Annotated in this window: 16 protein-coding genes; 6 read left to right on the plus strand and 10 right to left on the minus strand. The window is 64.8% G+C overall.

What is annotated here, in order from left to right:
* Positions 1–12 precede the first annotated feature (12 nt).
* The 9 genes from IVB46_RS34400 to IVB46_RS34440 all read right to left on the minus strand — a co-directional run bounded on the left by IVB46_RS34400 (position 13) and on the right by IVB46_RS34440 (position 10,375).
* Positions 13–1,113 carry a dipeptide ABC transporter ATP-binding protein gene (locus tag IVB46_RS34400; protein ID WP_247308014.1) on the minus strand — a complete coding sequence of 367 codons (1,101 nt, stop codon included), beginning with the start codon at positions 1,111–1,113 and terminating at the stop codon, positions 13–15.
* Entirely contained in the window at positions 1,113–2,102 is a 990-nt protein-coding gene (locus tag IVB46_RS34405; RefSeq protein ID WP_247308015.1) for an ABC transporter ATP-binding protein, read from the minus strand. The genes IVB46_RS34400 and IVB46_RS34405 overlap by 1 nt, the downstream gene beginning before the upstream one ends.
* On the minus strand, positions 2,099–2,809 hold the full coding sequence (locus IVB46_RS34410) for a DUF1028 domain-containing protein (protein ID WP_208085619.1): 711 nt from the start codon (positions 2,807–2,809) through the stop codon (positions 2,099–2,101). The genes IVB46_RS34405 and IVB46_RS34410 overlap by 4 nt, the downstream gene beginning before the upstream one ends.
* Positions 2,810–2,818: 9 nt before the next feature.
* On the minus strand, positions 2,819–4,624 hold the full coding sequence (locus IVB46_RS34415) for a gamma-glutamyltransferase family protein (protein ID WP_247344545.1): 1,806 nt from the start codon (positions 4,622–4,624) through the stop codon (positions 2,819–2,821).
* Positions 4,625–4,711: 87 nt separating this feature from the next.
* Positions 4,712–5,701: an oligopeptide/dipeptide ABC transporter ATP-binding protein gene (locus tag IVB46_RS34420; RefSeq protein ID WP_085404388.1), complete on the minus strand. Its 990-nt coding sequence runs from the start codon at positions 5,699–5,701 to the stop codon at positions 4,712–4,714.
* A complete protein-coding gene (locus tag IVB46_RS34425) occupies positions 5,698–6,684 on the minus strand; it encodes an ABC transporter ATP-binding protein (RefSeq protein ID WP_247308017.1) in 987 nt (328 codons plus the stop codon). The genes IVB46_RS34420 and IVB46_RS34425 overlap by 4 nt, the downstream gene beginning before the upstream one ends.
* A 28-nt stretch (positions 6,685–6,712) precedes the next feature.
* The gene (locus IVB46_RS34430) at positions 6,713–7,684 is read right to left on the minus strand and encodes an ABC transporter permease (RefSeq protein ID WP_071915888.1); all 972 of its coding nucleotides are present in this window, start codon (positions 7,682–7,684) and stop codon (positions 6,713–6,715) included.
* Positions 7,685–7,694: 10 nt separating this feature from the next.
* Positions 7,695–8,675, minus strand: a complete 981-nt coding sequence (locus tag IVB46_RS34435) for an ABC transporter permease (protein ID WP_063984746.1) — start codon at positions 8,673–8,675, stop codon at positions 7,695–7,697.
* 104 nt (positions 8,676–8,779) lie between these two features.
* On the minus strand, positions 8,780–10,375 hold the full coding sequence (locus tag IVB46_RS34440) for an ABC transporter substrate-binding protein (RefSeq protein ID WP_247308018.1): 1,596 nt from the start codon (positions 10,373–10,375) through the stop codon (positions 8,780–8,782).
* Between the two features lie 385 nt (positions 10,376–10,760).
* Here IVB46_RS34440 and IVB46_RS34445 point away from each other — a divergent pair, with 385 nt between their 5' ends.
* The 6 genes from IVB46_RS34445 (at position 10,761) to IVB46_RS34470 (ending at position 18,493) form a co-directional block, all read left to right on the plus strand.
* Positions 10,761–11,018 carry a DUF6489 family protein gene (locus tag IVB46_RS34445; RefSeq protein WP_071915885.1) on the plus strand — a complete coding sequence of 86 codons (258 nt, stop codon included), beginning with the start codon at positions 10,761–10,763 and terminating at the stop codon, positions 11,016–11,018.
* Entirely contained in the window at positions 11,019–11,819 is an 801-nt protein-coding gene (locus IVB46_RS34450) for an alpha/beta hydrolase (RefSeq protein WP_071915884.1), read from the plus strand.
* A 46-nt stretch (positions 11,820–11,865) separates the two neighbouring features.
* A complete protein-coding gene (locus IVB46_RS34455) occupies positions 11,866–13,416 on the plus strand; it encodes a wax ester/triacylglycerol synthase family O-acyltransferase (protein ID WP_028157105.1) in 1,551 nt (516 codons plus the stop codon).
* A 10-nt stretch (positions 13,417–13,426) separates the two neighbouring features.
* Positions 13,427–14,422 carry an alpha/beta hydrolase gene (locus IVB46_RS34460; protein ID WP_028146842.1) on the plus strand — a complete coding sequence of 332 codons (996 nt, stop codon included), beginning with the start codon at positions 13,427–13,429 and terminating at the stop codon, positions 14,420–14,422.
* A 129-nt stretch (positions 14,423–14,551) separates the two neighbouring features.
* The gene (locus tag IVB46_RS34465; protein WP_247308019.1) at positions 14,552–17,788 is read left to right on the plus strand and encodes a cytochrome P450; all 3,237 of its coding nucleotides are present in this window, start codon (positions 14,552–14,554) and stop codon (positions 17,786–17,788) included.
* Positions 17,789–17,818: 30 nt separating this feature from the next.
* Complete coding sequence (locus IVB46_RS34470; protein ID WP_085404381.1) at positions 17,819–18,493, plus strand: spermidine synthase; 675 nt, start codon at positions 17,819–17,821, stop codon at positions 18,491–18,493.
* A 99-nt stretch (positions 18,494–18,592) separates the two neighbouring features.
* On the opposite strand, the gene IVB46_RS34475 is transcribed toward IVB46_RS34470, so the two are convergent.
* On the minus strand, positions 18,593–19,057 hold the full coding sequence (locus IVB46_RS34475) for a nuclear transport factor 2 family protein (protein ID WP_247308021.1): 465 nt from the start codon (positions 19,055–19,057) through the stop codon (positions 18,593–18,595).
* Between the last annotated feature and the right edge of the window lie 69 nt (positions 19,058–19,126).

Raw genomic sequence — 19,126 nt, forward strand, 5'->3', positions numbered from 1 at the left:
TCTGTTTTGCGGTTATGCCGGGTCCGTTCCCAATGAACTAACCCCGCCGCCGCGGACTGCTTCCGGGCCGCCGCTGAAGGCGGCGACCAATTTTTCAAGGACCGGCGAGAAGCCGCCGTCGGACGGGACGATCGCCGCGGAGGACGGCAGTTCCGACGTTCGGTGACAGGCCGTTGCATGTCCGATGCCATCCGGCACGAGCTGCGGCATTTCACTGCGGCAGCGGTCGATCACGTAGGGGCAGCGGGTGTGGAAGCGGCATCCCGGCGGCGGATTGAGCGCGCTCGGGATCTCTCCCTGCAGCACAATCCGGCTGCGCTTTGCCCGCGGTTTAGGCATGGGGATCGCGGACAGCAGCGCGCGGCTGTAGGGATGGCGGGGTGCCGCGAACAGGGCGTCCGCCTCGGCTGTCTCGACGATCTGGCCGAGATTCATCACGGCGACATGGTCGGCGATGTGCTTGACCACAGCCAGATCGTGCGAGACGAAGATGTAGGCCAGCCCAAGCCGGTCCTGCAGCTCGCGCAGGAGGTTGAGGATCTGCGAGCGGATCGAGACGTCCAGCGCCGAGACCGGCTCATCGCAGATGATCAGTTTTGGTTCGACCGCGAGCGCGCGAGCGATGGCGATGCGCTGGCGCTGGCCGCCGGAGAATTCGTGCGGATAACGCCGCTCGAGCCGCGGCTCGAGGCCGACCAGCCGCAAGATTTCCGCGACGCGCTCGCGCCGTTGCGCCGGCGGTACCAGATCGTGCAGCGCCAGTGGCTCGGTGAGAATCTGGCCGACGGTCATGCGCGGATTGAGCGAGGCGTAGGGGTCCTGGAAGATGATCTGGGCTTCGCGGCGGAAGGCGCGGAGTGCCCCGGCGTCCAGCGAGAGCAGGTCACGGCCGGCGAAACGCACCGTGCCTGCATCCGGCTCGATCAGCCGCAGCACCAGGCGACTGACGGTGGATTTGCCGCAACCGGATTCGCCGACCAGGGCCAGCGTCTTGCCGGCGTCGAGAGAGAAGCTGACGCCATCGACCGCTTTGACATGCCCCAGTGCCCGGCCGAACAGCGAGCGCCCGGCGACAAAATGCTTGACCAGGCCTTCGACCTCGAGAAGCGCCATCACGACACCAGACGTTCGAGCGGTGCGCGGATGCAGCGCGAGAGGTGGCCGGGGCTGACCTCGACCAGCGGTGGCGGTGCCTTGGTGCAGGCGTCCAGCACGAAGGGGCAGCGCGCGGCGAAGCGGCAGCCGGCGGGTGGCTGCGCCATGTTCGGCACCATGCCCTCGATCGTGGCAAGCTGCTCGGCGCGATGATCGAGCCGCGGGATCGAGCCCAGCAGGCCGACGGTGTAGGGATGCTGCGGCATCGCGAACAGCTCGTCGACCGGCGCGCGCTCGACGATCTCGCCGGCATACATCACCGCGACCTCGTCGCAGACTTCGGCGACAACACCGAGATCGTGAGTGATGAGGATGATGGCGGCGCCGCTCGCCGCCTTCAGTTCGCGCATCAGCTCCAAAATCTGCGCCTGCAGGGTGACGTCGAGCGCGGTGGTCGGCTCGTCCGCGATCAGCAGCCGCGGATCGCAGGCGAGCGCCATCGCGATCATCACGCGCTGGCGCATGCCGCCGGAGAGCTTGTGCGGATATTCGTCGATCCGCCGCTCCGGCGAGGGGATGTGGACGCGGCGCAGCAGCTCGATGGCCCGTTCGCGCGCGCTGCGCCGAGAGCCGCCGCGGTGGCGCAGAATGGTCTCGATGATCTGGTCGCCGATGGTGAAGCTCGGATTGAGCGACGTCATAGGCTCCTGAAAAATCATCGCCAGCCGGTTGCCGCGGAGGTCGCGCAATGTCTGGTCAGGAGTCTTCAGCAGGTCGAAGCCGTCGAAGCGGATTGCGCCCGAGATCTCCGCGCTTTGCTTCGGCAGCAAACCCATGATCGCCAGCGACGTCACGCTCTTGCCGCAACCGGATTCGCCGACGAGGCCGAGCGTCGCGCCATTGGCGACGCTGAGATCGACGCTGTCGACGGCGTGGGTCACGCGGCCGTCGTCGCCGTGGAAGCGGATGCGCAGATCCTTGATCTCGATGAGAGGACTTGCGCTCATGATTGCCTTGCTCGGCTCGCAGCAATGCTGGCGTCGATGACGCTGCGATCGGTGTTGCCTGCCGGGTTCTGCCGCGTCGGCATGGAAGAGCGGAAATGCACCCAGAGTTCCTGACTGACGCGCTCCAGCCGTTCGAGTTCGCCCAGCGGATCGAGATGATCGTCGGCGCGAATGTCCAGCGCCGGCCATTCCTCCTCGCCGTGGATCAGGAGCGCAGCGGATTGCTTGCCGCGCTTGTCGCCGCCGGCGGCCTCGCCCGCGCGCATGGCGGCGAGCAGGCGGCGCGGGAAGGGCAGGCTGTCATTGGCGATATAGGTCTTCGCGGTCTCGTCGAGCACGTCGGCGCCGGCAAGCATGTTGCCGGCGATCGAGAAGCCGCTGCCGGCGATGTGCCCGCACCAGTCGACGCAGTCGCGCCCGGTATGCGCGGCGATCGCGCCGCTGGCGTCCATGATGTGGATCTGGCGGCTCTCGCGGCCGTCGTCGGTCGCGAGCTGTGTGGCGAGAACGTCATGCGCATTCAGGCCCTCGCGCAGCAGCTTGACGCCGTCGATGCCGTAATAGGGATTGACGAAGGCCTGGGTCGCGATGGCGCCGAGACCGGCCGCGACGTAGGGCACGCGCGCACCGACGGCGAAGAAGCGGGTCGCTACCGCGATGCCGAACTGGCCGGTGGCAGGATCTCGCGCGATGATCGACCAGGTCATGTGCTGCTTTCAGCGCCCTGCGGCGTAGCCCTGCATGCCGCGCGGGTTAGCGGCGGCGCGGCGACGCACCCCGACGCGCGAGGCCGCGGTGAGGCGACCTTCCGACCAGTCGGGGCCGACCTCGACAATGTGTCCGCGCTCGCGAAGGTTCTCGATCGTCGCCTTCGGCACGCGGTTCTCGACCACGAGCACGCCGGGGCGCGCGGTGCGCGGCCAGAACGAGATCGGGAAATGCTCGGAGTGCCAGGCCGGCGCGTCGATCGATTCCTGGAGATTGAGGTTGCAATGGACGTGCCGCAGGAAAAACTGCGTGATCCACTGATCCTGCTGGTCGCCGCCGGGCGAGCCCCAGGCGAGGTACGGCTCGCCGTCGCGTAGCGCCATGGTCGGCGACAGCGTCGTGCGCGGCCGTTTGCCCGGCGCAAGCGCGGCGGGATGGTCTTCCTCCAGCCAGAACATCTGCGCGCGGCTGCCGAGGCAGAAGCCGAGCTCCGGAATGATCGGTGAGGATTGCAGCCAGCCGCCCGATGGCGTCGAGGACACCATGTTGCCGGCCTTGTCGATGATGTCGAAATGCACGGTGTCTCCGCGCACTTCGCCGAAACGCCCGACTGTCGGCTCGCCCGCGCCAAGCGCGCCGACCGCCTCGCGCTGCCCCTCGGCGCGGCGCAGCTTGACCACGCCGCCAAAACCTTCGACCGAACCGGGGAGGAAGTCGAGCGAGGCCTTGTCGGTGACGAGCTTGCGGCGCTCGTCGTTATAGGCGTCCGACAGCAGCGTCGCGATCGGGATCTCGCTGAATTTGGGATCGCCGTAGAACTTTTCGCGGTCTGCGAAGGCGAGTTTTGCGCATTCGATCTGGAGGTGGATGAATTCCGGCCCGGTCGGATCGAGCCCGTCGAGGGCAAAGCCCTTGAGCACCGCGAGTTGCTGGAGCGTCACCGGACCCTGGCTCCAGACGCCGGCTTTGCAGACGGTGTAGCGCCCGTAGTCGTAGGTGAGCGGTGCCTCGATCGTCGGCTGCCAGCGGGCCATGTCGTCGGCCGAGAGCACGCCGCGATGCGGCGAGCCGCTGACATCCATCACTTCCTGGGTGCGGCAGAACTTGTCGATGGCTTCCGCAACGAAACCTTGCGACCAGGCCTTTCGCGCGCGCTCGATCTCGGCGTCGCGGTCACCGCCGCCGCTCTCGGCTTCGCTGAGAATGCGGGCGTAGGTCGCAGCCAGCGTCTTGTTGGTGAAGAGCGTGCCGGGCTTCGGCACTTCGCCATTGGGCAGATAGACCGCCGCCGAGGTCGGCCAATGCTTGCGGAACAGTTGCTCGACGGTCTGGATCGTGGCGCAGGCGCGCTCGACCAGCGGATAGCCGTCACGCGCATAGGAGATCGCCGGCTCCAGCACGTCGCGCACGCGCATCGTGCCGTAGTCGCGCAGCAGCATCATCCAGGATTCGAACGTGCCGGGGACGCAGGCCGCGAGCAGGCCGGTGCCGGGCACCATGTCGAGGCCTTCGCTCTTGTAGTGGGCGATGGTGGCGCGCGCCGGCGCCGGGCCCTGGCCGCAGATCACCTCGGTGCGTGCGCGTTTGACGTCATGCACGATGATGGGCACGTCTCCGCCCGGGCCGTTCAAATGCGGTTCGACGACCTGGAGCGTGAACGCCGTGGCGACGCCGGCGTCGAAGGCATTGCCGCCCTTTTCCAGGACGGCCATGCCGACCGCGGTCGCGATCCAGTGTGTGGTGGCGACGACCCCGAACGTGCCCTCGATCTCGGGGCGCGTCGTGAAGGGATCGGGATTGACGTTGCTGGCCATGGGATTTCGCTACCTTATTTGTCGCGCGCGCAATTGATCACAGGCGATGCCGTGCCGCCAATGCGTGGACCGCATGGCACGCGCGCGTCACGCCGGGACCGGCGCGGTGTTCACCGCATGGCAGGCGACGCCGGCGATCAGTTCCGGGGCTTCCTTGCGGCAGAGATCGAACGCCAGCGGGCAGCGCGGATTGAAGGCGCAGCCGGGCGGCGGATTGATCGGATTCGGGATCTCGCCCTTCACCGGAATACGCTGGCGGCCCGACATTGCGAGATCGGGCACGGCGCCCAGCAGCATCTTGGTGTAGGGCATGCGCGGTCGGGCGAACAGCTCGCGTCCCTCCGCGATCTCGACGATGCGGCCGAGATACATCACGCCGACGCGGCTCGCCATGTGGCGGACCACGGCGAGGTTGTGGCTGATGAACATGTAGGTCAGGCCGAACTTGTCCTGGAGGTCGCGCATCAGGTTCAGGATCTGTGCCTGCACGGAGACGTCGAGCGCCGAGGTCGGCTCGTCGCAAACGATGAACTCCGCATCGGAGGCGAGCGCTCGCGCGATCGCGATGCGCTGGCGCTGGCCGCCGGAGAATTCGTGTGGAAATTTCAACCGGTCGTCGGGATGCAGCCCGACAAGGCTGAGCAGTTCGCCGACGCGCGCCTGGATGTCGCGCTCGCCCTGGATCAGGTCGAAGGCGCGGATCGGCTCGGAGATGATGGCATCGACCCGGAAGCGCGGGTTCAGGCTCGCATAGGGGTCCTGGAAGATCATCTGGATGCGGCGGCGCAGTTTTCGCCGCGCCTGCGCCTGCCGTGGATCGGTCATCGAGATGCCGTCGATCAGCACGTTGCCGGAACTCGGCGGCAACAAGCCGACCACCATTCGCGCCACCGTGGTCTTGCCCGAGCCGGACTCGCCGACCAGCGCAAAGGTCTCGCCCTTCCTGATGTCGAAGCTAACGTGATCGACAGCCTTGAGATATTCGAGATGCCCGCCTTCGAGCACGCGGTTGAGCCAGGGTTTTGAGACGTCGAAGACGCGGCGCAGATTTGTGGCCTGGACGAAGGGCGTGCTCATGCCGCGCTCTCCGCAGGCACGGTGTCGTAGAGATGGCAGGCAACGGATTGTGTGCCGCGCGATAGTGGCTCCGGCCGTTCAACCCGGCAGCGATCGAAGGCGAAGGCGCAACGCGGATTGAACGAGCAGCCGCGCGGGATCGCCGACAGGCGCGGCATGGAGCCGGGGATCTGCACCAGGCGCTTGTCGTCCCCGGCAAGCGTCGGAATCGCGCCCATCAGGCCCTTGGCGTAAGGATGCAGCGGATTCTTGACGACGTCCTGTACCGGGCCGATCTCGGCGACGCGGCCGGCGTACATCACCGCGACGCGGTCGGAGGTCTCCGCGATCACGCCCATGTCGTGGGTCACCAGCATCACGGCGGTGCCGTGGTCGCGGCCGAGCCGCTTGATCAGCGAGATGATCTGCGCCTGCACGGAGACGTCGAGCGCGGTGGTCGGCTCGTCCGCGATGATCAGCTCGGGCTCGGCGCAGATCGCCAGCGCAATCACCACGCGCTGGCGCATGCCGCCGGAGAATTCGTGGGGATAGCCGTCGATGCGCTTTTCCGGCGCGGGAATACCGACCTCGGCGAGCAGGTCGATGGCGCGGCGGCGGGCGGCCGTCTCGGACAGGTTCAGGTGGGTTTTGATCGTCTCGATGATCTGGTCGCCGACGCGGTACAGCGGATTGAGCGAGGTGAGGGGGTCCTGGAAGATCATGCCGATCCGTTTTCCCCGGATGCGGCGTATCTCCTCGGCCGGCAGATTGTCGATGCGCTGGCCGGCGAGACGAATCTCGCCGCCGGCGATGCGACCGGGCGGATCGATCAGGCCGATCACCGCCAGGCCGGTGACGGACTTGCCGGCGCCGGATTCTCCGACCACGCCGAGCACCTCGCCCTTGGCGATGTCGAACGAGACGCCGTCGATCGCGCGCAGCGTGCCGCGGCGAGAGGCGAACTTGACCTGAAGATTGCGCACGGAGAGAACGGGTTCGGTCATGGGCGAGGCGTTTTCATCGAAGCTTTGCTCATCGAAGTTTCGGGTTGAGCGCGTCGCGCAGCCAGTCGCCGAGCAGGTTGATCGACAGGATCAGCGCGGCCAGCGCGATGCCGGGGAAGGCGACGATCCACCATTCACCCGCGAACAGATAATTGTTGCCGATGCGGATCAGCGTGCCGAGCGACGGCATGGTGTCGGGCAGGCCGACGCCGAGGAACGACAGCGTCGCCTCGGTGATGATGGCGAGTGCGAGGTTGATGGTGGCGATGACCAGGATCGGACCCATCGTGTTCGGCAGCACGTGGCGGAACATGATCTTCGGCGCGGGCAGGCCAATCAGCTGTGCCGCGGCCACGTAGTCCTTGTTCTTCTCGACCATGACCGAGCCGCGCACCGTCCGGGCATATCCCACCCAGAAACTCAGGCCGATCGAGATCACCAGCACCACCAGCATGCTGTTGGCATCCAGCCGGTTGCCGAGGATCGATTTCGCGATGCCGTTGACCAGCAGCGCGATCAGAATGGCGGGGAAGGTGAGCTGCACGTCGGCGATCCGCATGATCACGCCGTCGACCGCGCCGCCGAAATAGCCGGCGATCAGGCCGAGCGCGATTCCGAGCGCGCCGGCGAAGACCACGCCGGCGACACCGACGGCGAGCGAGATGCGCAAGCCATACAGGATGGCGGAGAACACGTCGCGGCCCTGCTCGTCGGTGCCGAGCAGGAACGGGCTCTGGCCGTCGGCGGTCCAGAGCGGTGAGATCCGCGAGTTCATCAATTGCAGCTGCGCCGGATCGAACGGGTTCTGCACCGCGAGTGCCGATGCAAAGATCGCGAGCAGGAAGAACAGCACGGTAATGGCCGCCGCCACCATGGTCAGCTTGGAGCGGCGGAACGAATAGAAGATGTCGCTGTCGAGCGCGCGGCTGAGCCAGCTGCGGGCGGCATGCGTCGGCAGCGTGCTCGGCTTGTCGGAATTTGAGGCGACTACGTCGGACATGGAGGCTGCCTTATGCGGCGCGGCCGATGGTCGAGCGCAGGCGCGGATCGACCACGGTGTAGAGGATGTCGACCACCAGATTGATGGTGACGAAAATCAGAGAGACCATCAGCAGGTAGGCGGCCATAATCGGGATATCGACGTTTTGCACGGCCTGCACGAACAGAAGTCCCATGCCGGGCCATTGGAATACGGTTTCGGTGATGATCGAAAATGCAATAACCGAGCCAAACTGCAGTCCGGCCACCGTGATGACGGGAATGAGCGTGTTCTTCAGTGCGTGGCCGAAATGGATGGCACGGGTGGTCAGCCCGCGGGCCCGAGCGAAGCGAATATAGTCGGTCCGAAGCACTTCCAGCATTTCCGCGCGCACCAGCCGCATGATCAGGGTCATCTGGAACAGGCCGAGCGTGATCGAGGGCATGATCAGCGCCTTCAGGCCCGACAGCGTGAGCAGCCCCGTCGTCCACCAGCCGAGCTTGACCACCTCGCCGCGACCGAACGAGGGCAACCAGCCCAATGTCACCGCGAACAGATAGATCAGGAGAATGCCGATCAGGAAAGTCGGCAACGAGATGCCGATCAGCGAAACCGCCTGGAATAATTTGGCGAGCACGGTGTCGCGTTTGAGCGCCGAATAGACGCCCATCAGGATGCCGAACACCATTGCGAATACGGTCGCACAGATCGCCAGTTCCAGCGTCGCGGGCATGCGCTCCATCAACAGCGTAGAGACCGGCTGGCGGAACTGATAGGAGACGCCGAATTTGAACTGCGCGGCGTTGCCGAAATAGCGGACGAACTGCACCGGCACGGGATCATCGAGGCCGAGCGATTTGCGCACGGCTTCGCGTTCGGCCGCCGACGTATCGATCGAGACGATCTGGTTGACCGGGTCGCCGGCGAAGCGGAACATCGAGAACGCGATGATGCCGACGGCGAACATGACGCCGATGGCCTGAAGGGCGCGGCGAAGAGTGAAAGCGAGCATGCCTTCCACTATCCTTGGGTGTGCGTTTGGCTGACGTCTTTGTCAGCCGGAAAAGGAAAGGTCCCGGAAGCCTGACGCTGCCGGGACCTCGTGTTCAACTGTCGCTATTCCTTCTTGGTCGCCCAGTGGAACATGACCAGATTGTCGGCGCGCTGCGGCAGGTTGACCTTCTTTGATACGCCCCAGGCCAGCGCCTGCTGGTGCAGCGGGATGTAGGACCAGTCCTTGTTGCCGATTTCGTAGGCCTGCTTGATCAGCTGGTTGCGCTTGGCGGTGTCGGTTTCGACCAGCACCTTGTCGGTGATGGCGTCGAACTCCTTGTTGCAGTAACCGCCGAGATTGGCTTCGCCGCGCGAGGATTTGGCATCGTCGCGGCAGCCCATGATGTCAAAGAGCACGTTGTGGGAATCCATCGTGCTCGGCGTCCAGCCCAGCATGTAGAACGAGGTCTGGTAGCCGCCTTGCTTCAACACCTTGGCGAAGTATTGCGCCTTGGGCTGCGCCAGCAGATTGATCTTGACGCCGATGCGGGCGAGCATGCCGACGACGGCCTGGCAGATCGCGGCGTCGTTGACGTAGCGATCGTTCGGGCAATCCATGGTGACCTCGAAGCCGTCGGGGTAGCCGGCCTCGGTCAGGAGCTTCTTGGCGCCTTCAGGGTCGAATTTCGGCCGGGTGAACTCCTTGGACAGCAGGAACAATTCCGGAGCGATCATCAACGCCGACGGCGTCGACAGCCCGCGCATCACGCGCGTCTTGATCAGCTCGATGTCGATCGCCTTGTAGAAGGCCTCGCGGACGCGGATGTCCTTGAATGGGTTCTTGCCCTTGATGCTGGAGTAGAGCAACTCGTCGCGGACTTGATCGAAGCCGATGAAGATGGTGCGCAGCTCCGCCCCCTTCAGCACCTGGGCGTTCGGGCTCGAATCGACGCGGGAGATGTCCTGGATCGGCACCGGCTCAATGACGTCGACTTCGCCCGACAGCAGCGCGGCGACGCGGGTGGCGTCGGAGGCGATCGGGGTGAAGATGATCTCCTTCAGGTTACCTTCGACCTTGCCCCAGTAATTGGGGTTGGCCTTGAACACCGTCTTCACGCCGGGCTGGTGGCTCTCGATGACGAAGGGACCGGTGCCGTTCTCGTGGAGCGAGGCGTAGCTCGGCGTGGTCGCCGCCACCGGCGTCGGGTCGACGACGTTGTTCTCCTCGGCCCATTTCTTGTCCATGATGTACCAGACATCCCACGCGTTATGCAGGATGGGATTGGGCGAGGGCAGGACGAAATCGACGGTGTAGTCGTCGACCTTGATCACCTTGACGTCCGGAGCAAGGCGGGTCTGCATGTTGGACCCCTTCTTGCGGACGCGATCGGCCGAGAACAGCACGTCGTCGGCGGTGAAGGGATCGCCGTTGTGGAATTTCACGCCTTTGCGCAAATGGAAGCGCCAGCGGGTCGGCTCCGGGGTTTCCCAGCTTTCCGCCAGCGCCGGAATGATCTTGAGGTCCTTGTCGCGCGCGGTGAGGCCTTGATAGACGTGACCGAGATGGGCGTGGGTGGTGCTCTCGTTGAGGGTATAGGGATCGAGCGACTTCAGGTCACCCTGGTTGGCATAACGTAGCGTCTGGCTCGACGCCGACGAGATCGTCAACGCAAGCGTACCGGCGAGCGTCGCCGCAAACAGAGTTCGACCGACTGACATTCTTGACCCTCTCCACTCTGCCGCGCCGTGATTTTTGATTGTTCGGCGGGCGTCCCAATCCATGTTGCCCAGAGTTCACGACCCGTGCAAGCGCCATTCCAGCAAGGAACGCGCCAAGTTGCGCCGCTGTGCAGCAATGCTGGCCGACAATCTGGCGGCGAGGGGTTCGCGGGCGATATTCGACTTTCGATCGGTGAAGTCCCCGGCCGCGGGGCCCTCGTGCCCCGCCGGGCGCCGAGGAAGCGGGCTCATGGCGGGCGCGATTTCATTGACCATATCCGCCGATCGCGGAAGCAAGGCCGGCCGCCAGCCTCAGGTCGCTTGCGTTGCACACCGTCTCGCGGCGATACTGCGACAGGCCGCTCGAATCTCATCTGGAGGGGACATGAAAGTTAACATCGAAATTGACTGCACCCCCCTTGAAGCCCGCCAGTTCTTCGGACTACCCGACGTGATGCCGATGCAGACCGCCGTGATGGACAAGTTGCAACAACAGATGATGTCCAACATCGACAAGGTCTCGCCGGAATCGCTGATCCAGAGCTGGTTCACCTTCGATCCGAAGATCGCGGAGCGGTTTCAGGACATGTTCGTCACCATGGCCGGCCTCGGCAGCCCGCGCAGCGGCGACAAGAAGAAATAAATGCCGCCCGGGCCGGACGAGCCGCAGGTGTCGGGCCGGCTTCGTCCGCCGAGCCTCGGCATGCTGCTGGCCGAAGCGCGTGGACTGTTCGAATTCAACGCCAGCCTGATGCTGTCGCCGCTCCTGATGCGCGCGCCCAGGGGCGACGGCCATCCGGTGCTGGCACTGCCGGGCTTTCTTGCCAGCGATCTCTCGATGGCACCGATGCGGCGCTATCTTAGCGAGCTCGGCTATGAGGCGCATGCCTGGCGGATGGGTCGCAATCTCGGTGGGCTGGGGCGGACGAGGGAAGCCTTGCGCACGCGCCTCGTCGAAATCCACGCCACGAGCGGACGCAAGGTCAGCCTGGTCGGTTGGAGTCTCGGCGGCGTCTATGCCCGCGATCTCGCGCTCCAGGCGCCCGAGATGGTCCGTTATGTCGTCACGCTCGGCAGCCCGTTTGCCAACGACGTGCGGGCGACCAACGCCACGCGGCTGTACGAAGCGCTGTCCGGCGACCGTGTCGAGGACTTTGCCGAACTGCGCGAGGCGATCGCCGGCGATCTGCCGGTGCCGGCGACGTCGATCTACTCGCGCGCCGACGGTATCGTGAACTGGCGAACCTGCTTGTTGCGTCCCTCCGACCGTGCCGAGAACATCGAGGTGCATCTGGCGAGCCATATCGGGCTCGGTGTGAACCCCGCGGCGCTGTGGGCCGTGGCGGACCGCCTGGCGCAACCGGAGGGGGAATTCTGGCCCTTTGACCGGGCAGGGCCGTTTGCCATTGCATATGCCCCGCCGGAACGGGCAGTATCGGCCTGACGAGAAGCGCCGGCAAAGGCGCCCGTCAAAACGAGCGGAGGGAACTATGGCTGACGGTAAGAAGCTGTCGTCGCTGGACGCATCATTTCTCTATCTGGAAACGCCGGAGATGCCGATGCATGTCGGCAGCATGGCGATCTTTCGCCTGCCTGACGACTACAAGGGCGACTTCTTCGAAGACTTCAAGGCGATGATCGTCTCGCGCCTGCACATCGCGCCGATCCTGAAGGCACGGCTGGAGAAGGCGCCGCTTGATATCGATCATCCCTCCTGGGTCGAGGACGACCAATTCGACATCGACCGCCACATCTTCCGCGCCAGCCTGCCGCAGCCGCGCGACCGCGCCACGCTCGAACGGATCGTCGGCTGGATGCACGCCAAGCTCTTGAACCGCGCCCGGCCGCTCTGGGAGTTCTACGTGTTCGAGGGCATGAAGGACAACGAGGTCGGGCTCTATTCCAAGATGCACCATGCCGCCATCGACGGCGGCGCCGGGGCGGCGCTGACCAACATGATCTACGATATCTCGCCCACCCCCCGGAAGGTCGATCCGCCGACGGCGGGCAGTAAGCCCGGACAGGAGCCGCGCGACATCGCCGCCAACCTGCTCGATTCCTATCAGCAGCTCTTCACCCAGCCGCTCGATGCCTCGGCCGCCGCGAAGAACCTGCAATTGCCGCGCACGGGCAAGAGCGACATCGGTTCGATCCTGTTCGACAATGCGATGTACCAGATCGAGAGCGCGGTGCGCTTCGCTGGCAACATCCCGACCATGGTCAAGAGCGTCTCCGACGTGCTCGGCAAGATCTCCGATCCGAAATCCCGGGAAAGCCTCGCCAGCATGGTGTCGCCGCCGACCATGCTGAACAAGACGATTTCCTCGGAACGCAGCTTTGCCGGCGTCTCGATCTCGCTGTCGCGTTCAAAGGCGCTCGCCAAGCAGGCCGGCGGCAAGCTCAACGACGTGGTGCTGGCGCTCGCCTCGGGCGTGGTCCGGCGTTACCTCCAGCAATATGGCACGCTACCGGCGAAATCGCTGACCGCCGCCGTGCCGATCTCGCTGCGCGAGGAAGGCAACACCGAGGCCAACAACCAGGTGTTCGGCATGATCTGCTCGATCGCGACCAATATCGACGATCCCAAGGCGCGGCTGGAGGCGATCATCGCGCAGTCGACCAAGTCCAAGGAGATGTCGCATCCGTTGCGGGCCCTGATGCCGCAGATTTCCAACATCTCGATGCTGGGTGCGCCGATGATGGTGCAGGTTCTGGCGCTGCTCTACAGCCGCTCGAACCTGTCGGACGTGCTGCCGCCGGCGGCCAACATCACGGTGTCCAACGTGCCGGGGCCGCGGCAGACGCTCTATGCCGCCGGCGCGGAGCTGTTGCACATCTTCCCGGTGTCGATCTCGACGCATGGACAGGCGCTCAACATCACCGTGCAGAGCTATCGCGACCAGCTCGACTTCGGCTTCATCGTCGGCGCCAACATCATTCCGCACGTGCAGGTGATGTGCGACATGCTGCCGGAGGAGTTCGCCGCGCTGGAGGCGGCCTACGCGCCGCCGGCGGCCGACGTCAAGGGCGCCGCAGAGTAGGAATATTGCGATGATTGAGATGCCACCGCTCAAGTTCGTGCAGACGAACGGAATCCGCATGGGCTACTACGAGGCGGGCCCGGTCAGCGACAAGCCGCCGATGGTGCTGTGCCACGGTTGGCCGGAACTCGCCTTCTCCTGGCGTCACCAGATCAAGGCGCTAAGCGAGGCCGGCATCCGGGTGATCGCGCCGGACCAGCGCGGCTATGGCGCGACCGACCGGCCCGAGCCGGTCGAGGCCTACGACATCGAACATCTGACCGGCGACCTCGTTGGGCTCCTCGATCATCTCCAGATCGACAAGGCCATCTTCGTTGGTCACGACTGGGGCGGCTTCATCGTCTGGCAGATGCCGCTGCGGCACATCGACCGGGTTGCGGGGGTGGTCGGCATCAACACGCCTCATACCAACCGTGCCTGGGCCGATCCGATCGAGCTGTTGCGCGCTCGCTTCGGCGACAAGATGTACATCGTGCAGTTCCAGGATCCGGCGCGCGAACCCGACAGGATCTTTGGCAGTCGCGTCGAGCAAACATTCGATGCGTTCATGCGCAAGCCGGCGCCGCGCCCGCCCGATGCGCCGGCAGAGGAAGTGATTGCCGGCGTGGGCGCTTCGCCGCGGGTCAATCTGGCGTTTCCGCAGATGATCGCGGCTTACGACGCGAAGCACGATCCGCGCACGCCGATCCTGTCGCCGGAAGAGAAAAAGGTGTTCGTCGACAATTTCACCAGAACGGGCTTCACCGGCGGCATCAACTGGTACCGCAACATGTCGCGCAACTGGACGCGCGCCGAAGGGCTCGATCATACGGTGCGGGTGCCGTCGCTGATGATCATGGCCGAGAACGACGCGGTGTTGCCGCCGTCTTCCGCCGACGGCATGGACAAGCTGATTCCCGATCTCGAAAAATACCTGGTCCGCGACAGCGGCCATTGGACGCAGCAGGAGAAGCCGGAAGAGGTCAGTGCCAAGCTGATCGAATGGCGTAGAAGGCGGTTTGGCTAACGCTCGTCGTTGCGAACGCGTCATTGCGAGGAGCGAAGCGACGAAGCAATCCAGACTGTCTCCGGATATATTCTGGATTGCCTCGCTTCGCTCGCAATGACGACATTGAGGCAGGGGGACTACATTTCGATGTCATCCAAGAACCGTCTGGACCCGATTCCGCAGCCGCCGACCAAGCCGGTGGTCGGCAACATGCTGTCGCTGGATTCGGCCGCGCCGGTGCAGCACCTGACCCGGCTTGCCAAGGAGCTCGGGCCGATCTTCTGGCTCGACATGATGGGCTCGCCGATCGTCGTCGTCTCCGGCCACGATCTCGTCGACGAGCTCTCCGACGAGAAGCGCTTCGACAAGACGGTGCGCGGTGCGCTGCGCCGCGTGCGCGCGGTCGGCGGCGACGGCCTTTTCACGGCCGACACCCGCGAGCCGAACTGGAGCAAGGCGCACAACATCCTGCTTCAGCCGTTCGGCAACCGCGCCATGCAGTCCTATCACCCGAGCATGGTCGACATCGCCGAGCAGCTCGTCAACAAATGGGAACGGCTCAACGCCGACGACGAGATCGACGTCGTCCATGACATGACCGCGCTGACGCTGGACACGATCGGCCTGTGCGGCTTCGAGTACCGCTTCAATTCCTTCTACCGGCGCGACTACCATCCCTTCGTCGAGTCGCTGGTGCGCTCGCTCGAAACCATCATGATGACGCGCGGCCTGCCGTTCGAGCAGCTGTGGATGCAGAAGCGCCGCAAGACGCTCGCCGAGGACGTCGCCTTCATGAACAAGATGGTCGACGAGATCATCGCCGAGCGCCGCAAGAGCGCGGAAGGGATCGACGACAAGAAGGACATGCTCGCCGCGATGATGACCGGCGTCGACCGCTCGACCGGCGAGCAGCTTGACGACATCAACATCCGCTACCAGATCAACACGTTCCTGATCGCGGGCCACGAGACCACCAGCGGCCTGCTGTCCTACACGCTCTATGCTCTGCTCAAGCATCCGGACATTCTCAAGAAGGCCTATGACGAGGTCGACCGTATCTTCGGCCCCGACATCAACGCGAAGCCGACCTACCAGCAGGTGACGCAGCTCACCTACATCACGCAGATCCTCAAGGAAGCGCTGCGGCTGTGGCCGCCGGCGCCGGCCTATGGCATCTCGCCGCTGAACGACGAGACTATCGGCGGCGGCCAGTACAGGCTCAGGAAGGGCACCTTCATCACCATCCTGGTGACGGCGCTGCATCGCGATCCCTCGGTCTGGGGTCCGAATCCGGAGGCCTTCGATCCCGAGAATTTCAGCCGCGAGGCGGAGGCCAAGCGGCCGATCAACGCCTGGAAGCCGTTCGGCAACGGCCAGCGCGCCTGCATCGGCCGCGGTTTTGCGATGCACGAGGCGGCACTCGCGCTCGGCATGATCCTCCAGCGCTTCAAGCTGATCGACCATCAGCGCTATCAGATGCATCTGAAAGAAACGCTGACCATGAAGCCCGAGGGCTTCAAGATCAAGGTACGTCCGCGCACCGATCGCGAGCGCGGTGCTTATGGCGGGCCGATCGCAGCTGCAGTTTCAGCGCCGAGAGCACCGCGTCAGCCGACGACGCGGCCCGGCCACAATACGCCGATGCTGGTGCTGTACGGCTCCAACCTCGGCACGGCCGAGGAACTCGCGACGCGCATGGCCGACCTTGCCGAGATCAACGGCTTTGCCGTGCATCTCGGGCCGCTCGACGATTACGTCGGCAAGCTGCCGCAGGAGGGTGGCGTGCTGATCATCTGCGCCTCCTATAACGGCGCGCCGCCTGACAATGCGACGCAATTCGTCAAATGGCTCGGCGACGATCTGCCGAAGGATGCCTTTGCCAATGTGCGCTACGCTGTGTTCGGCTGCGGCAACAGCGATTGGGCGGCGACCTATCAATCGGTGCCGCGCTTCATCGACGAGCAATTGTCGAAGCATGGTGCGCGCGCGGTCTATCCGCGCGGCGAAGGCGATGCGCGCAGCGATCTCGACGGCCAGTTCCAGAAATGGTTCCCTGCGGCCGCGCAGGTTGCCACCAAGGAATTCGGCATCGACTGGAATTTCACCCGCACCGCGGAGGACGATCCGCTCTATGCGATCGAGCCGGTGGCGGTGACCGCCGTCAACACCATCGTGGCCCAGGGCGGTGCTGTCGCGATGAAGGTGCTGGTCAATGACGAGCTTCAGAACAAGTCCGGCGCCAATCCGTCGGAGCGTTCGACGCGCCATATCGAGGTGCAGCTGCCGTCCAACATCATCTATCGCGTCGGCGATCACTTAAGCGTCGTTCCGCGCAATGATCCGACGCTGGTGGATTCGGTTGCCCGTCGCTTCGGCTTCCTGCCGGCGGACCAGATCAGGCTTCAGGTCGCCGAAGGCCGGCGCGCGCAGCTGCCGGTCGGCAATGCCGTCTCGGTCGGACGCCTGCTCAGCGAGTTCGTCGAGTTGCAGCAGGTGGCGACACGGAAGCAGATCCAGATCATGGCCGAGCACACCCGCTGCCCGGTCACCAAGCCTAAGCTGCTGGCCTTCGTTGGCGAGGAGGCCGAGCGGCTCGAGCGCTATCGCACCGAGATTCTGGCCAGGCGCAAATCGGTGTTCGACATGTTGCTCGAATATCCGGCCTGCGAGTTGCCGTTCCACGTTTACCTGGAAATGCTCTCGCTGCTGGCGCCGCGCTACTATTCGATTTCGTCCTCGCCGTCGGTGGACCCGGCGCGATGCAGCGTCACGGTCGGCGTGGTCGAAGGGCCGGCCGCCTCCGGGCGCGGTGTCTACAAAGGCATCTGCTCGAATTATCTCTCCAACCGGCGTGCGGGCGATGCGATCTATGCCACCGTGCGCGAGACCAAGGCCGGCTTCCGGCTCCCGGATGAGTCATCGGTCCCGATCATCATGATCGGCCCGGGCACCGGGCTTGCGCCGTTCCGCGGCTTCCTCCAGGAGCGCGCTGCGCGCAAGGCGAAGGGCGCCGCGCTCGGTCCGGCCATGCTGTTCTTCGGCTGCCGCCATCCCGACCAGGATTTTCTCTACGCGGATGAGCTGAAGGGGATGGCGGCAAGTGGCGTCACGGAGCTGTTCACCGCGTTCTCGCGCGCGGACGGACCGAAGACCTATGTGCAGCACATGCTTGCGGCGCAGAAGGACAGGGTCTGGCCGCTAATCGAGCAGGGCGCAATCATCTATGTCTGCGGCGACGGCGGCAAGATGGAGCCCGATGTAAAGGCCGCGCTCGTCGCGATCCATCGCGAGAAGAGCGGCAGCGATGCCGCCGCGGCTGCGCGCTGGATCGAGGAGATGGGTGCGAAGAACCGGTATGTGCTGGATGTCTGGGCGGGAGGGTGATTGTTCGTCCGATCGTGCTAAAGCTCTCGCATGATTCCCTGGGAAAAGATCGACACCGCAAAAATCCCCGGCTCCGACGAAGAGCTCCGCCTGATGCGGCGCGGCAAGGAGTTCTCCATCAAGCTCGGCACCAACGAGCTGATGAACAACCGCCTGTCGGGCTCTGAGGCCGCGCTCGCGACACTGGCGGCGAAGCAGATCGAGAAGGTCGCAAAGCCCGTTGTCCTCATCGGAGGCCTCGGGATGGGCTTTACGCTGCGCGCAGCGCTCACTGTGCTCGGGAGCAAGGCGAAGATCGTGGTCTCCGAGCTCGTGCCGGCGGTGGTCGCCTGGGCGCGCGGCCCGATGGCCGAGGTCTTTGGCGACAGTCTCGATGATGTCAGGGTGAAGATCCGGGAAACCGATGTCGGCGAGATCATCCGCGCGCAGCGGTCGGCCTTCGACGCCATTCTGCTCGACGTCGACAACGGGCCGGAGGGGCTGACCCGGAAGGGCAATAACGCACTCTACAATGCGAGCGGGTTGAAAGCGGCGAAGGTGGCGCTGCGGCCGGGCGGCGTGCTCGCCGTCTGGTCGTCGGGACCCAACCCGGCCTTCACCAAGCGCCTCGGTAGCGCCGGCTTCGATGTGAACGAAGTCAATGTCCGGGCCACCGGACGAGGCGGCGGCGCGCGCCATGTGATCTGGATTGCGCGGAAGAGCTAGGCGGCGATTTGTAGCCCGGATGGAGCGAAGCGAAATCCGGGGCGGTCGATCCGCAAAGAGTGGTCCCGGATTACGCTGCGCTCCATCCGGGCTACGGCTCTAGAACATCGTATTGTTGTTCGCCGGATTTTCCGGGATGTCCTGAACGACGTCCCAGTGTTCGACGATCTTGCCGTTCTCCAGCTTGAAGATATCCACGATCGCGCGGCCCCTGCTGCCGGGCTCCCGAACGGAGTGAACGTGCAGGATGACAAAGTCGCCATCGGCGAATGAGCGCTTGATCTCGCTGTGCGAGTTCGGGAACTTTTCGCGCAGGAAGCCGATGAACTTGCGAAAACCGTCCGGACCATCGGGCGCATTCGGATTGTGCTGGACATAACGGTTGCCGACATAGGCGAGGGCGGCGTCGGCGTCCTTTTGGTTAAGGCCCTTCTCGTCGAAGGCCAGTACGGCGGCGCGGTTGGCTTCTTCCTGCGCGCTGGCGGCCAGCGCAGCGCCGTTGCCGAGGGACAGCATGAGAATGGAAGCCGCAATCATTGCGACGGACCGGACGATGAGATGCATGTGAGCTCCGAGAGGCCGCAGCCTCTGTCTTGCGATTGAGGAAGGCCTGTATAGCTTTCGCCCCGGCTC

It is taken from the genome of Bradyrhizobium sp. 61 (genome assembly GCF_023073075.1).
In the GTDB taxonomy this organism is placed as follows: Bacteria; Pseudomonadota; Alphaproteobacteria; order Rhizobiales; family Xanthobacteraceae; genus Bradyrhizobium; species Bradyrhizobium barranii.